The sequence below is a fragment of the Massilia sp. BSC265 genome (genome assembly GCF_000740675.1).
Taxonomy (GTDB): Bacteria; Pseudomonadota; Gammaproteobacteria; order Burkholderiales; family Burkholderiaceae_D; genus Telluria.
On record NZ_JPXI01000036.1, the window covers coordinates 43,698 to 58,607 of the forward strand.

Here is a 14,910-nt window from a genome sequence, read left to right on the forward strand (position 1 = left end):
CTCCTTTACAGCGAACGGGCGATGATCTCTTTCATGATCTCGTTGGCGCCGCCATAGATGCGCTGGACCCGGGCATCCACGTACATCTGGGCGATCGGGTATTCCAGCATGTAGCCGTAGCCGCCGAACAGCTGCACGCACTGGTCCACCACCTTGCACTGCAGGTCCGAGATCCAGTACTTGGCCATCGAGGCGCGCACGGTGTCCATGCGCCCGGCAATCATGTCCTCGATGCAGCGGTCGATGAAGATGCGCGCGACCGTCGCCTCGGTCTTGATCTCGGCCAGCACGAAGCGGGTGTTCTGCATCTCGATGAGGGCCTGGCCGAAGGCCTTGCGCTCGCGCGTGTGCTCGACCGTCAGCTGGAGGGCGCGCTCGATGGCGGCCACGCCGCACACCCCGAGGATGGTGCGCTCGTAGGGCAGCTCGGTCATGAGCTGGGCGAAGCCCCTGCCCTCCTCGCCTCCCAGCACGTTCTCCAGCGGGACGTGTGCCTCGTCGAAGAACAGCTCGCAGGTGTCCTGCCCCTTCTGCCCCACCTTCTCCAGGATGCGGCCGACGCGAAAGCCCGGGTTGTCCCTCGTTTCCAGCAGCAGCAGGGACACGCCCTTGGCGCCGGCCGCCGGGTCGGTCTTGGCCACCACCAGGACCAGGTCGGCCATGTAGCCGTTCGAGATGAAGGTCTTGGAGCCGCTCACGCGGTAGCCTTCTCGCCCGCGCACGGCCGTGGTGCGGATGCCTTTCAGGTCGGAACCGGCGCCCGGTTCGCTCATGGCGATGGCCGCGATCATCTCGCCGCTCGCCAGGCGCGGCAGGTATTTTTTCTTCTGCTCCGCGGTGCCCTGGTTCAGCAGGTAGTGCGCGACGATGGCATGGACGTGGATGCCGAAGGCGGTGTCGCCGCCGTAGGACAGCTCTTCGAACACGACCGCCATGTGGGCGAAGCTGCCGCCGGCGCCGCCGTATGCTTCCGGGATGTCGGCCAGCAGCAGGCCCATCGCGCCGGCCTTGTGCCACAGCTCGCGGTCGACGTGCTGCTGCTTGCGCCATTTATCCTGGTGCGGCGTGATCTCGCCCGCCACGAAGCGGCGTACGGCGTCGCGGAAAGCGGCCAGTTCCTCGTTCATCCAAGGTGAGGTGAGTTCCACGCGTTCCTCCTCGGCCCTTGCCTCAGTTGTTTCGATACATGGTCACGACGCAGGCGCCGCCCAGGCCCAGGTTGTGCTGCAGCGCCACCCGTGCGCCCTCGACCTGGCGCGCCTCGGCACTGCCGCGCAGCTGCTGGGTCAGTTCGTAGCACTGGGCCAGGCCGGTCGCGCCCAGCGGGTGCCCTTTCGAGAGCAGGCCGCCGGACGGATTGGTGACCACGCGTCCGCCATAGGTGTTGTCGCCCTCGCGGATGAAGCGGTCGGCGCCCCCTTCCGGGCACAGGCCCAGGGCTTCGTAGGTGATCAGTTCGTTGTGCGCGAAGCAGTCGTGCAGCTCGACCACGTCCAGGTCTTCCGGCCCCAGGCCGGACTGCTCGTAGACCTTCTGCGCGGCGGCGCGGCTCATGTCGTAGCCGACCAGGCGCATCATGTCGCCGGCCTCGAAGGTGTCGGGGCGGTCGGTGGTCATCGCCTGCGCGGCGATGTGGACATCGTGACGCAGGCCGTGGCGCAGCGCGAATTCGCCCGACACCAGCAGCGCCGCGCTAGCGCCGCAGGTCGGCGGGCAGGCCATCAGGCGGGTCATCACGCCCGGCCAGATCTCGGGCGCGTCGAGCACGTCCTGCGCCGTGACCTCCTTGCGGAACAGGGCCAGCGGATTGTTGGCGGCATGGCGGCTGGCCTTGGCGCGGATGCGGGCGAAGGCTTCCAGGGGCGTGCCGTACTTGTTCATGTGGGCCAGGCCGGCGCCGCCGAAGTAGCGCAGCGCCAGCGGGATGTCCGGCTTGCCGACCAGGCGATCGGTGACCTCGTCGAAGGCGTCGAATGGGGTCGGGCGGTCGGTGAAGACCGAGCCGAGCGCGCCCGGGCTCATCTGCTCGAAGCCCAGCACCAGCACGCACTCGGCGGCGCCGCTGGCGATCGCCTGGCGGCCGAGGAACAGCGCGGTCGAGCCGGTCGAGCAGTTGTTGTTGACGTTGACGATCGGGATGCCGGTCATGCCGACCGCGTACAGGGCCTTCTGGCCGCTGGTCGAGTCGCCGTAGACGTAACCCGCATAGGCCTGTTCCACCAGGTCGTAGGGCACCGGTCCGCCGTCGCGGCCGGCATCCTCCAGTGCGGCGCGCGCCGCCTGCGCGCCCATCTCGTGGTAGGGGCGGCTCGCGCCCGGCTTCGCGAAGGGGATCATTCCCACGCCGCTGACGTATACCTTCCTCATCGTCCTGTCTCCGTATTCTTGACTAGGTCGAGCGACCTACTATTGGCCGATTATAGGTCAGCCGTACTATTTAGTGTATGCCTCTGCGATAATCGTGCAATGGCCCGCATTTCCGACAACTCCCCTGCCAAGCCGCCGCGCTCCCTGCGCAACAAGGCCTCGACCACGACCGAAAAAGGGTTCGGGCGCGCGGCCGACATCCTGCTGGCCGCGCGCCGCCTGTTGGCCGCCGAGGGCTATGCGGGGCTGTCGATGCGGCGCGTGGCCTCGGCGTCCGGCATGAGCCTGTCGAACCTGCAGCACTACTACGGCAGCAAGGAGCAGCTGCTCGAAGCCCTGCTCCTGACCACGATGGACGAGTTCCAGGCCAAGATGGACCGGATCGCAGTGGCGATGGCGGGCCGGCCGCAGGTGGAGCGCTTCCTCACCACGGTCGACATGTTCCTCGACGAAATCACCGAACCGACCATGCATGCGATCTTCTTCGAGATCTGGGCGCTGGCCTCGCGCCATCCCTTCGCTTCCAGCCTGATGGGCAAGATGATGGGACGGGAGCGCAAGGCCGTCTATGGCCTGATCCAGGGCCTGAACCCGGCCATCGACGACGACCTGTGCATGGAGCGCGCGGTGCTGATCGTGGCGCAGATCCAGGGGCTGATGCTGTTCCGCCTCGACCGCCATGCCCGTCCGGAACAATACGCGGCGGTGCGCGCATCTCTGCACAAAGTACTGCTATCGCTCGCGACCGTGCTGTGATTTGCCGCCAATTGACGTAAAGTCGACAATTAAAATGCCGATGGGCAGGCATCCGTCGCTTATACTCGTAGGCTTGTCAACCTGTCACGGAGGCCGCACGGATGCACCATGAAATCAGCCTGATCACCACCATTGCCGCCGCACTGGGCCTTGGCCTCCTGTTCGGCATGCTCGCCATTCGCCTCAGACTGCCCGCGCTGGTCGGCTACCTTGCTGCAGGCGTCCTGATCGGGCCTGCAACGCCAGGCTTCGTCGCCGACGTGCAGCTGGCTTCCCAATTGGCGGAGATCGGTGTGATGCTGCTGATGTTCGGCGTCGGCCTGCACTTCTCGCTGGGCGACCTGCTTGACGTGAAGAAGATCGCCCTGCCCGGCGCGCTGCTGCAGATCGGCGTGGCCACGGCCATGGGCATCGGCCTGGCGTATTGGTGGGGCTGGAGCCTGGGGGCGGGCCTTGTATTCGGCCTGGCGCTGTCGGTGGCCAGTACCGTGGTGCTGCTGCGCGCGCTCGAGGCGCGCGGCGTGCTCGATTCCTTGAACGGCCGCATCGCGGTGGGCTGGCTGGTGGTCGAGGACCTGGTGATGGTGCTGGTGCTGGTGATGCTGCCGGCACTCAGCGGTCCGCTCGGCGGGCGTGGCGACGCCGGCGCCGAGCTGTGGCCGGCGCTGGGCAAGACCCTGCTGCAGGTCGGCGCCTTCGTCGCCTTCATGCTGATCATCGGGCGCAAGGTCTTCCCCTGGTTCCTCTGGCGCGTGGCCAAGACCAACTCGCGCGAGCTGTTCACGCTGTCCGTGATCGCCGCTGCGGTCGGTATCGCCTACGGCTCGTCGGCGCTGTTCGGGGTGTCGTTCGCGCTGGGCGCCTTCTTCGCCGGCATGGTGCTGCGCGAGTCGGAGCTGAGCCACCGCGCCGCCGAGGAATCGCTGCCGCTGCGCGACGCGTTCTCGGTGCTGTTCTTCGTGTCGGTCGGCATGCTGTTCGACCCGATGGTGCTGGTGCAGTATCCGCTGGAGGTGCTGGCGACCGTGGCGATCATCCTGTTCGGTAAATCGCTGGCAGCCTTCGTCCTGGTGCTGGCGCTGCGCTATCCGATCAATACGGCGGTCACGGTGTCGGCCAGCCTGGCGCAGATCGGCGAATTCTCCTTTATCCTGGCGGCGCTGGGCATGCAGCTCGAACTGCTGCCGGTGCTGGGCCAGAACCTGATCCTGGCCGGCGCCATCATCTCGATCGCGGTCAACCCGCTGATGTTCAGCCTGGCCGCGCCGCTGGAAAAGTGGCTGCGTTCCAAGCCCGAACTGGCGCGCAGGCTGGAACGCCCGGCCGACCCGCTGGCCGAGCTGCCGATGGAAACGGCGCACGAAAAACTCAGCGGCCAAGTGGTGCTGGTGGGCTTCGGCCGCGTTGGCCGCCGCATCGCCGACGACCTGGTGGCGCGCGGCGTGCACTTCGTGGTGGCGGAACAGAACCGCGAGATCGTCGAGGGGCTGCGCGGGCGCGGCATCCCGGCGGTGGTGGGCAACGCGGCCGAGCCGGCGGTGCTGATCCAGGCGCACATCACGCATGCGGCGCTCCTGGTGATCGCGACGCCGGATACCTTCCACGTGCGCCGGATGGTGGAGATCGCGCGCATGCTCAACCCCTCGGTCAAGGTCGTGGTGCGCACGCACAACGAGAGCGAGGCGGCGCTGCTGCGCGAGGATACCGGCGGCAAGGTGTTCGTCGGCGAGCAGGAACTGGCCGCGAGCATGACGCGGCACGTGCTGGAGACGCTCAAGGAGCGGGCGGCTACGCACTAAGCAGGCTATCGGTTTTGTAGGGTGGGCAGATTTCCTGCCCACGCGGTCAACTGTCGCCAGCACTACCGCAGCAGATCAACTACTGCCTACCACCGCGTGGGGTAATTCGGGCCGGTGGCCCGAATCACGAGCCGCCCCCCTTCGACACCCACGCCAGCCATAAAAAAACCCGCCGGGCTTGCACCTGGCGGGTTGAAGAACAGCAAGGAAAAAACGTTAAAGCCTAAGCGGCAACCACTTCCTCGACGCACAGCTTGAGGTTCGCATGGCGGCCGTGCAGCTGCGAGTGGATCAGCTCGCTGCGTTCTTCCAGCAGCGCGAACACCGCATCCTTCGACAGCACATACTCTTCCATCAGGGTGTCCTTGAGCGATTCGATCACCAGCTTGTAGTCGCGGATCGCGTTCAGGGTGTAGCTGTACAGCTCGTCTGCCTTCTCTTCCACCAGGCGCAGCGTGTGCTCGCCGCCCATGTCCTTCTGCAACTGGCTGTAGTCCAGCTTCGAGCGCGAGTACATCGACAGGCGGCCGACCATCAGGTTCAGCATCTTGGTGATCTTCTCGATGTCGTTCTGGCTGCCCACCGAGATGCCGCGCGGGCCGTAGAACAGCTCTTCCGCCGCCACGCCGCCGTACAGGCCGATCACGTCGCGCTCCAGCTCTTCCAGGGTGCGCAGCGACATGTCCTGGCCCGACTGCAGCACGTAGCCCAGCGCGCCGATCTTCGACACCGCTTCGGTGCTGATCTTCAGCAGGTGCGACTTTTCCTTCACTTCGGCCAGGCTCATGCCGGCGCGCAGGTAGGGATCGATCTGCATGAAGAAGTGACCCAGCTCGTGCAGGGCGATGCGCTCGCGCTGCTTGGTCTTCTCGGCCGTGGTCGCGCGGTCGGTCAGGCCGATGGTGGCGCGCTCGTAGGCACGAAACAGCAGGTTGGTGTTGATGATCGACTTTTCCTGGATCGAGATCATGCTGGCGCGCTCGACCACGGTTTCCAGCAGCGCCGGGCTCAGGTTCTGGGTGATTTCCGCGACCTGGTCCAGGTTGGTGTCGCTCCAGTCGACCAGCCCCTCCTTCTTGCGCGCCAGGAAGCTGCGCAGCAATTCCTTGCGCTCGCCCTTGTTCGGCAGGCGGAAATTGATCTTGACCGAGAAGCGGCGCAGCATTGCTTCGTCCATCTCGGTGTTCGAGTCGTCGAAGTTCGAGGCAACCACCCAGATCACGCCCTGGCCCTTGTCGCTCTTCACGCCGTCCAGCAGGCCCAGCAGGGTGTTGGCGGTGTCGTCTTCCCACTTCTTTTCGCTGCGGCCGCGCGGCATGAACAGGGTCTGGGCCTCATCCAGGAAAATGATGCACTTGCCCTTGGCGCAGGCCTTCTTGTACAGCGCGTTCAGCGCCTTCGAGCCGCCGCCGACGTAGCCCGACTCCAGTGCCGAACCCGAAGCCGAGATCAGCGGCATGTCGAGGCGCTTGGCCAGGTAGCCGACCAGCTTGGTCTTGCCGGTACCGGCCGGACCGGTCAGCATCACGTTGAACGGCTTGTCGATGTTGTGCGACTGGTATTCGTCGCGGTTACGGATCATGTCTTCCAGGTGCAGGACTTCCTGCTTGATGTCCTCCATGCCGATCAGGTCGTCCATGCTGCCCTTGAGCTTGTCCGGGGTGATGACCGAGGCGCTTGCGCCCATGCCCGGCACGCCGAACTTCAGCAGGTAGAGCACCAGCACCAGCACGGCGATGGTCAGGCCATGGTTCTTCAGGAAGGTACCGGCGGTGTCGAGGGCGCTCGCGCCATCGTCCATCACGGCCTTGTGGCTGGCCAGGTAGTCGTCCTTGGCGATCGAGTACGGAATGGCATTCTTCAGCAGCACTTCGCGCTCGAGCGACAGGTGCGAGGTGCTCGGCACCTTGACCACGTGGATCGCGTTCGCGTCCTTGAACTTGTAGACGTAGCGCGGCGTCTCCGACAGCGGCTTGGCGATCAGGAGGTATTCCAGGCGGCCCTTCTGGGCGGCCAGTTCGGTGATCTCGGCAATATTTTGCGACTGCACGACAGGAGTCGGATCCTGCGGCACGGTCGATTTCCAGATTGCGATTGCGACGATTACACCGATCAGTGCCGCCAGGGAAAGGCGGACGGTCGTGCTCTTGAATGCGTTCTTGAATGCAACCTGAAGTTGGGCGAAATTCGGCATCGTTTGATCTTTAGCAAAGTTGTCGGACAGCAGGTACTTCTGGATGCCGTGCCGGCGTGGTCTCTCGCGGGATCGGCGGTGCGGCGCATGGCGGCCGCTATGTGGCGTTACACGCCGTGTCCAAACATGTACGTTTGGTATTGTTTTGATGCCCGAAGGCAATGGGATAAGAAGACTATACCTGCAAAAAAAACCGAGGTGTATACCGTGCGACGAAAAAAATAGCGATCACAACGATAGTGAATATATTAATAATGAAAATCGTTGTCAGATTATCAGGAAAAATTATCTAACTTTTAAATATAGTCGATTTTATTGCAATAACGGCATGTCATATCAAGCATCGGCTTGCAATAATGCCAGGAGCGGTGCGAGGCTAATTTGCGACAGCGAGAACTCTTTGATTGATCGCAACATGCACCCTTCTGTCATCAAACTGTTGACTTCTTTGTGCAACTCAGCAATTCAATTGAGCGCAGCAATTTGCCCGCTTTTGATATGCTGATTCCGTCCAGTGTGACCTTATCCATATGAGGTTGCCGCGCCCGGATGCAAGTCGAAGCGCAAGCAACAGCACGCAACAAAACGAGCAACTGCAAGAGGAACGGCTATGAATAGATACGCATTGGCAGCAGCACTGGCGTTCTGCGTCGGCAGTCCCGCGCAAGCTGCCCTGATCGATCTTGTCACCACCAGCAATGCCGTGGTACGCGTACAACCGCCGGTACGCAACCTGTCGGTTACCCAGCGCCAGGATATCGTGGCGCCGCCGTCGAACATGTCGGAACTGCCCGAGCCGGAGGTGTTCGCAATGATGTTGCTGGGGCTGATCCTGATCGGCTACAAGGCGGGGCGCGACAGCAGCGAGAAATTCAAGTAGTCGGCGCGTCGTTGGCGGTGCCATTGTCTAGGCTAACTGGACAATGGCCCATCAGGCTTCATCGCACAGGGCGTGCAGCTTCAGCAGCGTATTCCAGTTACGGGACGTGCTCCCGTCTCCAAGTAGTTTCCCAAGAGACGTAGCCGCAGCACTATCCAACATCCCTTCCGGACACCAGACATAGGCGGCACGCTCGCCCAATGCGAGCCGCTCGCAGCCCCAGTCCCGGCCGTGGAGCGCGGCCAGCCCGTCGCGCTGGCTTTCCGTACCCAGCAGGAACACAATCAGGCGCGAGTAGTCGGTGGCGACCTCGAGCAGCGGGTTGCCGTCAATGATCGCGCCCAGCTCCTTGCGGCCGAGCACGAAGACACGCGCCGCCACGCCGAGCTTGAGCACGAGGGCGTCCTCGATCGCCCGGGCGGCTTCCTGCGCCGTGGTGCCGGTTGCTTGGAACACGACATTGCCGCTGTTGAGCACACTGCGCACGCCGGTATAGCCCAGGCCCTCGACCAGCATACGCAGGTCGGCCATGGCAATGCGCTTGGCGCGCCCGACGTTAACTCCTCGTAAAAGTGCGACGTAGTACCGGCTGTTCATGGGCGCGATCCTACCCGAGGCGGGCCCGGCGTGGCGCATTGCTCGTGTTGCCCTGGGCAGCTCAGGCGAGGCCTTCGGCGCGCATCGCTTCCTGCACGGCCGGGATGGCGCCGATGCGCGCCTGGTAGGCCTGCAGGACCGGCCAATCGTTCAGCTTGAACTTGGCGAACAGCGCCCAGTTCAGCACGGTGAACAAATAGGCGTCGGCGATGGTGAACCCACTGCCCACCAGGAACTCACGGCTTGCCAGCTTGCCGGCCAGGTAATCCAGCGGACGCGCCAGCGCCGCCCAGGCGGCGGCGCGGCCTTCCTCGGTACAGCCCGGGGTGAAGAGTGGCGTGAAGCGCTTGTGCACTTCGGTGGCGATGTAGTTCAGCCATTCCATGACCTGGTAGCGTTCGAAGGTCCCTGCCGCCGGGGCCAGGTTGGCGCCGGGCGCCTGGTCGGCGATGTATTGCAGCAGGACCGCGGCTTCGGTCAGCACCTTGCCGTCGTCCAGTTGCAGGGCTGGGATCGAACCCTTGTCATTGATGTCGCGGAAGTCGCCGCCGCTGGCGATGGCTTTGGTCTTGATGCTCACGCGTTCGATCGTAAACGGCAGGCCGGCGGCAATCAGGGCAATGTGCGGGGCCAGGGAACAGGCGCCAGGGCTGACATACAGTTTCATGCTTATCCTTTCTTGAATCAGGGGCGATCGCGTCGCAAGATTGCAAGAGTACAACATTTCTTTTGCGCCGCGGCATGAACACCACGGTTCCTGTGCAAGACCGAGCCGCACGAAGTCATGGGTGTTAAGATCGCCAAGCAATTATGTGAAGAAATGAGTGGAGGAAGAATGAGCGATAGCTACGAGCTGGTGCCGCTGGCGCACCTGTATCCAGGCATGGTGCTCGCCGATGCGCTGCTCGACGCGCGCGGCAACGTGCTGCTGGCCGAAGGCACGGTACTGAGCGAGGCGGCGCTCCTGTCGCTGTCCCGGCATGGCGTTGGTGCAGCCCCGATTCGCCGCACCGCCCCCCGGGACCAGCCCGATTCGTCCGTGGTCCAGGCACGCCTCGACCGTCTGTTCCGCCGCAACGACCGTGACGACCATGCGGACTGGGCCACCGGCCTGCTGCGCCGCTACGTCGAGGATTACCGCCTGCGGCGCGAGGTGGCGCCATGAACGCAGATGCTGGAAAGATTGACAGGAACGACCCGACGGACATCCTCGGCGGCGTCGAGGACCTGCCCTCGCTGCCGGCCGTCGTGATGGAACTGCTTGGCAGCATCGACCAGGAGGACATCGACATCGCCGTGCTGGCGAAAAAAGTGTCGAGCGATCCGGCACTGACTGCCAAGACCCTGCGTCTGGCGAACTCCTCGGCCTTCGGCCTGCAGGTGAAGGCGACCACGATCCAGCAGGCCATGACCTACCTCGGCTTCGAGGCCACGCGCAACCTGATCACGGCGGCGGCACTGACCGGCTGCTTCCCGGCAGGCCGCTGCCCGGGCTTCAACGACAAGGCTTTCTGGCGCCATTCGATCGCCACCGCCGCCTGTGCCCGTGCGCTGGCCCGGCGCGTGCGCTTCAATGCGGACTACGCGTTCACCGCCGGCCTGCTGCACGACATCGGGCGGCTGGTACTGGTGGCGCGCTTCCCCGAGCGCTACCAGGCGGTGCTGTCGCTGCGCGACAAGCATGACGGCGAACTGATCGATGCCGAACGCGCCCTGCTGGGCGTGGACCATGTCGACGCCGGCGTGGCATTGGCGGAGCACTGGAATTTTTCGGACACCATGCGCCAGGCGATCGCCTGGCATCACGCGCCGGAAGCGGCCGGCGCCGGTTTCCTGGCGACGATCGTGCACGTGGCGAGCGCGATCGTGCATGCGCTGGACCTGGCCGGCAATCCGGACGAGCTGGTGCCGCGCGTATCGTCGGTAGCCTGGACGGCACTGGGCATGGGCGAAGAAGCATGGCTCCAGGTCTTCCACGAAACCGAGCTGCAGTATGGAGAGATGTCGGCCATCCTGATGGCCTAAAGGAAGGAAAAGTCTGCGCAGCCGAGATGCGCAGGAAGGATACCGGACGAACCGGCACGGCCGAACCGGTGCGGCACTGCGTTCAGCACGCGGCGCCGCAGCCCGCTGGTACCGAAGGCATGACAGGCGCGGCTGCCATGCCTACGGCATCAGTGAGCATAATTGCCGGTCGACGGATTTGCTTCGTTACCTTGCTGCTGTTGCTGAGGTTGCTGCTGTTGCTGCTGGGCTGCCGCTGCGGCGGCTGCCTGGGCTGCCTTCTCTTCTGGCTTCGGGCGGCCTTGTGCGTCCGAGAGGCGATACTTGGTGCGGCGGTCGCCCATCAGGTCGCGCAGGTCGCGAATGCTCATACCGGTCACCTCGTGCATGCGGATCAGCAGCGAAGCGCCGACCGGCAGGCGGTGGTGACGGATCTTGCTGATGACTGGCGGCGCAACTTCGAGCATGCGCGACAGCGCGGCGTCATTCTTCAGCTGCATTTTACCGAGCAGGATGTCCAGCAGATGGTTCGGGTTGTAGCTTTCTTGCGAAGACAGAGCATGATGCTGTTGTGCCATGATGTTTACCTCTTCAGTTTGGTTAAAATAGTTCCTTTACGAACTTTTGTTAAAGACTACATTTCGTTAACATAAGTTCCCGGACTAACGTCTGGAAATTAAACAGGTCGAGCCTGAAGATCTCCTTAAGAAACGTACCGGATTGCATGCTCCCGCGTACCCTCTCCGCATGCGTACTTGTCTTTCAAACAAATTATCAGGCTCATACGTCCACAGTACATCCGAGCGGCGCATGTGACTCATTGTCAGAAATCAAGCTATCGTGCGGAAAGCTTGTCACATAGGCATTTCAGCACATGGGGATTATTTGTGGCGCACGCAAGAGATTTCTGCAATAAATTTTCCTAGTTAGAAGTTGAGCAGAACCCATTGATTTACAAGAAGAAAGACTCGATTCCGTTGTGACTATCTTCAATGGATCGAACACTTTTCTTTGCTCTCCATCATTTAACAATCTGAGCAGCTTGGCAACGACTTTAAGTTAAGAAATTTATCATTCCAGTAAGCATTGAAATATGCTGCGCACAGGCCCATTCCAAGGCCGCATGGCGATTTACGGTAAACTGGACACGTCTTTTGTCAAAGCACTAGCTCCCCTTTTAGCACAGCACTTTATGCAGAAAAAAGTATTCATCAAGACCTTCGGCTGCCAGATGAACGAATACGATTCGGACAAGATGGCGGACGTCCTCGGCGCATCCGATGGACTGGTCCGTACCGACTCGCCCGAAGACGCCGATGTCATCCTGCTGAACACCTGCTCGGTGCGCGAAAAAGCGCAAGAAAAAGTGTTCTCCGACCTGGGCCGCTTCAAGGCGCTCAAGCGCGACAAGCCGGACCTGGTAATCGGCGTGGGCGGCTGCGTGGCCTCGCAGGAAGGGGAAGCCATCGTCAAGCGCGCGCCGCACGTGGATGTCGTGTTCGGGCCGCAGACCCTGCACCGCCTGCCCCAGCTGATCCGCGAGCGCCGCCACACCGGCACGGCCCAGGTCGACATTACCTTTCCAGAGATCGAGAAGTTCGACCACCTGCCGCCCGCCAAGGTGGAAGGCCCGGTCGCCTACGTCTCGATCATGGAAGGCTGCAGCAAGTACTGCAGCTACTGCGTGGTGCCCTATACCCGCGGCGAGGAAGTCTCGCGCCCCTTCGAGGACGTGCTGACCGAGTGTGCTGGCCTGGCCGCCCAGGGCGTGAAGGAAATCATGCTGCTGGGCCAGAACGTGAACGCCTACCGCGGCCTGATCAGGTCGGGCGGAACGGCCGACGGCGAGGAGGCAGCGGGTACGGCTGATTTTGCCCTGCTGCTGGAGTACATTGCCGCCATCCCCGGCATCGAGCGCCTGCGCTACGTCACCAGCCACCCCAAGGAATTCACCCAGCGCCTGATCGACGCCTACGCGAAGATCCCGCAGCTGGTCAACCATATCTACCTGCCGGTGCAGCACGGTTCCGACCGCGTGCTCGGCGCCATGAAGCGCGGCTATACTGCCCTCGAGTACAAGTCGATCATCCGCCGCATCCGCGCGGTGCGCCCGGAGATGGCCTTCTCGTCCGACTTCATCGTCGGCTTCCCCGGCGAAACCGATGCCGATTTCGAAGCCATGATGAAACTGGTCGAGGATGTGGGCTTCGACAACAGCTTCAGCTTCATCTTCAGCAAGCGCCCGGGCACTCCGGCGGCCAATCTCGAGGACGATACGCCGCACGAGGCCAAGCTGGCGCGCCTGCAGCGCTTGCAGGCCTTGATTGACGCGAATACGCGCAAATATAGTGCAGCAATGGTCGGCAGTGTCCAGCGCGTGCTGGTCGAAGGCCCCTCCAAGAAAAACCCGGAACAGCTGCAAGGCCGTACCGAAAACAACCGCGTGGTCAACTTCAGCGCAGACGACGGTGTCGGCCTGGTTGGGCAACTGGTCGACGTGCGCATTGTGACCAGCCACGATTACTTCCTTAGCGGCGAACTCGTCGCCAACCTAGATACGATTGCCAAAGCCAGTTGAAAAACACACCTACCCAGCCTTCGTACTTCATCCCCGAGCCGCTCGACAACACGCGGCTTGCCCACCTGTGCGGCCCGCTCGACGAGAACCTGCGCCAGATCTCGGCCGCGCTTGACGTCACCATCTTCCGGCGCGGCGAGAAATTCATCGTCAGCGGCAGCAATGCCGAACGCGCCGTGGAACTGCTGGAACGCTTCTACGCGGTCGCCAACAAGGTCGTTCCGATCGAGGAAGTGCAGCTGGCCCTGGTGGAACAGCGCTCCGGCCTGAAGCCGCGCACACCGGGCGACGACGCTGCCGAAGCGCCGGCCGCCAGGGACGACAAGGAGGCCGGCGACGAGGCCGGGGAGGAAGCGCCTTCCGAACTGGTCAGTCCGACGCTCAAGACCCGCCGCAGCGACCTGCGCGGCCGCACCGTGCACCAGATCCAGTACCTGAAGTCCGTGCTCGAACACGACATCAGCTTCGGCATCGGTCCGGCCGGCACCGGCAAGACCTACCTCGCCGTGGCCTGCGCCGTGGACGCGCTGGAGCGCGACGCAGTCAAGCGCATCATCCTGACCCGTCCCGCCGTGGAAGCAGGCGAACGCCTCGGTTTCCTGCCGGGTGACCTGAACCAGAAGGTCGATCCCTACCTGCGACCGCTGTACGACGCGCTGTACGACCTGCTCGGCTTCGACCGCACCCAGAAGCTGTTCGAGAAACAGGTGATCGAAATCGCCCCGCTGGCCTACATGCGCGGCCGTACCTTGAACCACGCCTTCGTGATCCTGGACGAAGCCCAGAACACGACGGTCGAGCAGATGAAGATGTTCCTGACTCGCATCGGCTTCGGCAGCAAGGCCGTGATCACCGGCGACGTGACCCAGGTCGACCTGCACAAGACCCAGCGTTCCGGCCTGGTGGACGCCATGCACGTGCTGAAGAACGTACGCGGCATCGGCTTCACCCAGTTCTCCAGCGTCGACGTGGTGCGCCACCCGCTGGTGGCGCGTATCATCGATGCCTACGAGAAGAACTCCTCGGTCGAGGAGCTGGCCGCCTTACCCAAACCGACCCCTGTCAAAAATGCAAGAAAAAAAACATAAGCTCGACCTTGAAGTCCAGTACGCCGACACCCGCCTGGAACAGGAAATCACGGAAGCCATGCTGCAGCGCTGGGTGGAAGCAGCCCTGCTCGGCCCGGCCGAGCTGTCGATCCGCTTCGTCGATGCGGAGGAGGGCCAGGCCCTGAACCGCCAGTACCGCGGCAAGGACTATGCGACCAACGTGCTGACCTTCGCCTACAACGAAGGCGAGGAACTGGGCGAGGACGACCCGACCCAGGCCGACATCGTCCTGTGCACCGACGTTCTGCTGCGCGAGGCGGAGGAGCAGAAGAAGACGGTCGAGGAGCACGCGGCCCACCTGGTGGTGCACGGCGTCCTGCATGCCCAGGGCTACGACCACGAGCACGACGAGGAAGCCGATGAGATGGAGCAGTTCGAGCGCGACATCATGGAAGTGCTCGGCTATCCGGATCCGTATGCCGAGTGATCCGTAGGGTGGGCGGGTCTCCCGCCCACGCGGTGATGGTTATCGGCTCCGCTTTCGGGTGAGATGATCGCGCTGCAAACGATCACCGCGTGGGGTGAACTGGTCCAGTGGACCAGTTCACCAGCCGCCCACGCTACGTATTTTCTCTACGTCAACATGCGCTAACAGCGCGCATTGTGGGCCATCCGCCCTTTTGGTG

The 14,910-nt window shown here is 63.2% G+C and carries 14 protein-coding genes; 8 read left to right on the plus strand and 6 right to left on the minus strand.

Annotated elements, in window-relative coordinates:
* Positions 1–5: 5 nt before the first annotated feature.
* Complete coding sequence (locus tag MA09_RS16495; RefSeq protein WP_036250866.1) at positions 6–1,127, minus strand: acyl-CoA dehydrogenase family protein; 1,122 nt, start codon at positions 1,125–1,127, stop codon at positions 6–8.
* 43 nt (positions 1,128–1,170) lie between these two features.
* Positions 1,171–2,367 (minus strand): lipid-transfer protein, encoded by a 1,197-nt coding sequence (locus MA09_RS16500; protein ID WP_036250868.1) that lies wholly within the window; start codon positions 2,365–2,367, stop codon positions 1,171–1,173.
* Between the two features lie 99 nt (positions 2,368–2,466).
* Between MA09_RS16500 and MA09_RS16505 the strand changes: the two genes are divergently transcribed.
* Together MA09_RS16505 and ybaL are read left to right on the plus strand one after the other, a co-directional pair.
* Complete coding sequence (locus MA09_RS16505) at positions 2,467–3,123, plus strand: TetR/AcrR family transcriptional regulator (RefSeq protein WP_051933533.1); 657 nt, start codon at positions 2,467–2,469, stop codon at positions 3,121–3,123.
* A gap of 101 nt (positions 3,124–3,224) precedes the next feature.
* Entirely contained in the window at positions 3,225–4,922 is a 1,698-nt protein-coding gene (gene ybaL, locus MA09_RS16510; RefSeq protein WP_036250869.1) for a YbaL family putative K(+) efflux transporter, read from the plus strand.
* Positions 4,923–5,145: 223 nt separating this feature from the next.
* Here the strand turns inward: ybaL and MA09_RS16515 are convergent, their stop codons facing one another.
* Positions 5,146–7,116, minus strand: coding sequence for an AAA family ATPase (locus tag MA09_RS16515; RefSeq protein WP_036250871.1), 1,971 nt, complete (start codon positions 7,114–7,116; stop codon positions 5,146–5,148).
* A 610-nt stretch (positions 7,117–7,726) separates the two neighbouring features.
* Between MA09_RS16515 and MA09_RS16520 the strand changes: the two genes are divergently transcribed.
* Positions 7,727–7,996 carry a hypothetical protein gene (locus tag MA09_RS16520; RefSeq protein ID WP_036250873.1) on the plus strand — a complete coding sequence of 90 codons (270 nt, stop codon included), beginning with the start codon at positions 7,727–7,729 and terminating at the stop codon, positions 7,994–7,996.
* A gap of 51 nt (positions 7,997–8,047) precedes the next feature.
* Here MA09_RS16520 and MA09_RS16525 read toward each other — a convergent pair whose 3' ends face one another.
* Together MA09_RS16525 and gstA are read right to left on the minus strand one after the other, a co-directional pair.
* Entirely contained in the window at positions 8,048–8,593 is a 546-nt protein-coding gene (locus MA09_RS16525; protein ID WP_036251020.1) for a DUF1697 domain-containing protein, read from the minus strand.
* A gap of 61 nt (positions 8,594–8,654) precedes the next feature.
* Entirely contained in the window at positions 8,655–9,260 is a 606-nt protein-coding gene (gene gstA / locus MA09_RS16530) for a glutathione transferase GstA (protein WP_036250876.1), read from the minus strand.
* 168 nt (positions 9,261–9,428) lie between these two features.
* On the opposite strand from gstA, the gene MA09_RS16535 reads away from it, so the two are divergent.
* Both MA09_RS16535 and MA09_RS16540 read left to right on the plus strand, forming a co-directional pair.
* A complete protein-coding gene (locus MA09_RS16535; protein ID WP_036250878.1) occupies positions 9,429–9,758 on the plus strand; it encodes a hypothetical protein in 330 nt (109 codons plus the stop codon).
* On the plus strand, positions 9,755–10,618 hold the full coding sequence (locus tag MA09_RS16540) for an HDOD domain-containing protein (protein WP_051933534.1): 864 nt from the start codon (positions 9,755–9,757) through the stop codon (positions 10,616–10,618). Before MA09_RS16535 ends, MA09_RS16540 begins: the two co-directional genes overlap by 4 nt.
* A gap of 149 nt (positions 10,619–10,767) precedes the next feature.
* Here MA09_RS16540 and MA09_RS16545 read toward each other — a convergent pair whose 3' ends face one another.
* Positions 10,768–11,175, minus strand: coding sequence for a hypothetical protein (locus tag MA09_RS16545; RefSeq protein ID WP_036250880.1), 408 nt, complete (start codon positions 11,173–11,175; stop codon positions 10,768–10,770).
* A 614-nt stretch (positions 11,176–11,789) separates the two neighbouring features.
* Here MA09_RS16545 and miaB point away from each other — a divergent pair.
* Genes miaB through ybeY form a run of 3 tightly spaced genes read left to right on the plus strand, consistent with a single transcriptional unit; the run spans position 11,790 to position 14,711 of the window.
* A complete protein-coding gene (miaB, locus tag MA09_RS16550) occupies positions 11,790–13,175 on the plus strand; it encodes a tRNA (N6-isopentenyl adenosine(37)-C2)-methylthiotransferase MiaB (protein WP_036250883.1) in 1,386 nt (461 codons plus the stop codon).
* Positions 13,172–14,263, plus strand: a complete 1,092-nt coding sequence (locus MA09_RS16555) for a PhoH family protein (RefSeq protein ID WP_036250885.1) — start codon at positions 13,172–13,174, stop codon at positions 14,261–14,263. Before miaB ends, MA09_RS16555 begins: the two co-directional genes overlap by 4 nt.
* A complete protein-coding gene (gene ybeY, locus MA09_RS16560) occupies positions 14,244–14,711 on the plus strand; it encodes an rRNA maturation RNase YbeY (protein WP_036250887.1) in 468 nt (155 codons plus the stop codon). Before MA09_RS16555 ends, ybeY begins: the two co-directional genes overlap by 20 nt.
* Positions 14,712–14,910: the final 199 nt, after the last annotated feature.

What these genes read in the sequence shown, in the direction of transcription:
- MA09_RS16495 (WP_036250866.1), bottom strand. Translation starts at nt 1,127, where the DNA reads ATGAACGAGGAACTGGCCGCTTTCCGCGACGCCGTACGCCGCTTCGTG.
- MA09_RS16500 (WP_036250868.1), bottom strand. Translation starts at nt 2,367, where the DNA reads ATGAGGAAGGTATACGTCAGCGGCGTGGGAATGATCCCCTTCGCGAAG.
- MA09_RS16505 (WP_051933533.1), top strand. Translation starts at nt 2,467, where the DNA reads ATGGCCCGCATTTCCGACAACTCCCCTGCCAAGCCGCCGCGCTCCCTG.
- ybaL (WP_036250869.1), top strand. Translation starts at nt 3,225, where the DNA reads ATGCACCATGAAATCAGCCTGATCACCACCATTGCCGCCGCACTGGGC.
- MA09_RS16515 (WP_036250871.1), bottom strand. Translation starts at nt 7,116, where the DNA reads ATGCCGAATTTCGCCCAACTTCAGGTTGCATTCAAGAACGCATTCAAG.
- MA09_RS16520 (WP_036250873.1), top strand. Translation starts at nt 7,727, where the DNA reads ATGAATAGATACGCATTGGCAGCAGCACTGGCGTTCTGCGTCGGCAGT.
- MA09_RS16525 (WP_036251020.1), bottom strand. Translation starts at nt 8,593, where the DNA reads ATGAACAGCCGGTACTACGTCGCACTTTTACGAGGAGTTAACGTCGGG.
- gstA (WP_036250876.1), bottom strand. Translation starts at nt 9,260, where the DNA reads ATGAAACTGTATGTCAGCCCTGGCGCCTGTTCCCTGGCCCCGCACATT.
- MA09_RS16535 (WP_036250878.1), top strand. Translation starts at nt 9,429, where the DNA reads ATGAGCGATAGCTACGAGCTGGTGCCGCTGGCGCACCTGTATCCAGGC.
- MA09_RS16540 (WP_051933534.1), top strand. Translation starts at nt 9,755, where the DNA reads ATGAACGCAGATGCTGGAAAGATTGACAGGAACGACCCGACGGACATC.
- MA09_RS16545 (WP_036250880.1), bottom strand. Translation starts at nt 11,175, where the DNA reads ATGGCACAACAGCATCATGCTCTGTCTTCGCAAGAAAGCTACAACCCG.
- miaB (WP_036250883.1), top strand. Translation starts at nt 11,790, where the DNA reads ATGCAGAAAAAAGTATTCATCAAGACCTTCGGCTGCCAGATGAACGAA.
- ybeY (WP_036250887.1), top strand. Translation starts at nt 14,244, where the DNA reads ATGCAAGAAAAAAAACATAAGCTCGACCTTGAAGTCCAGTACGCCGAC.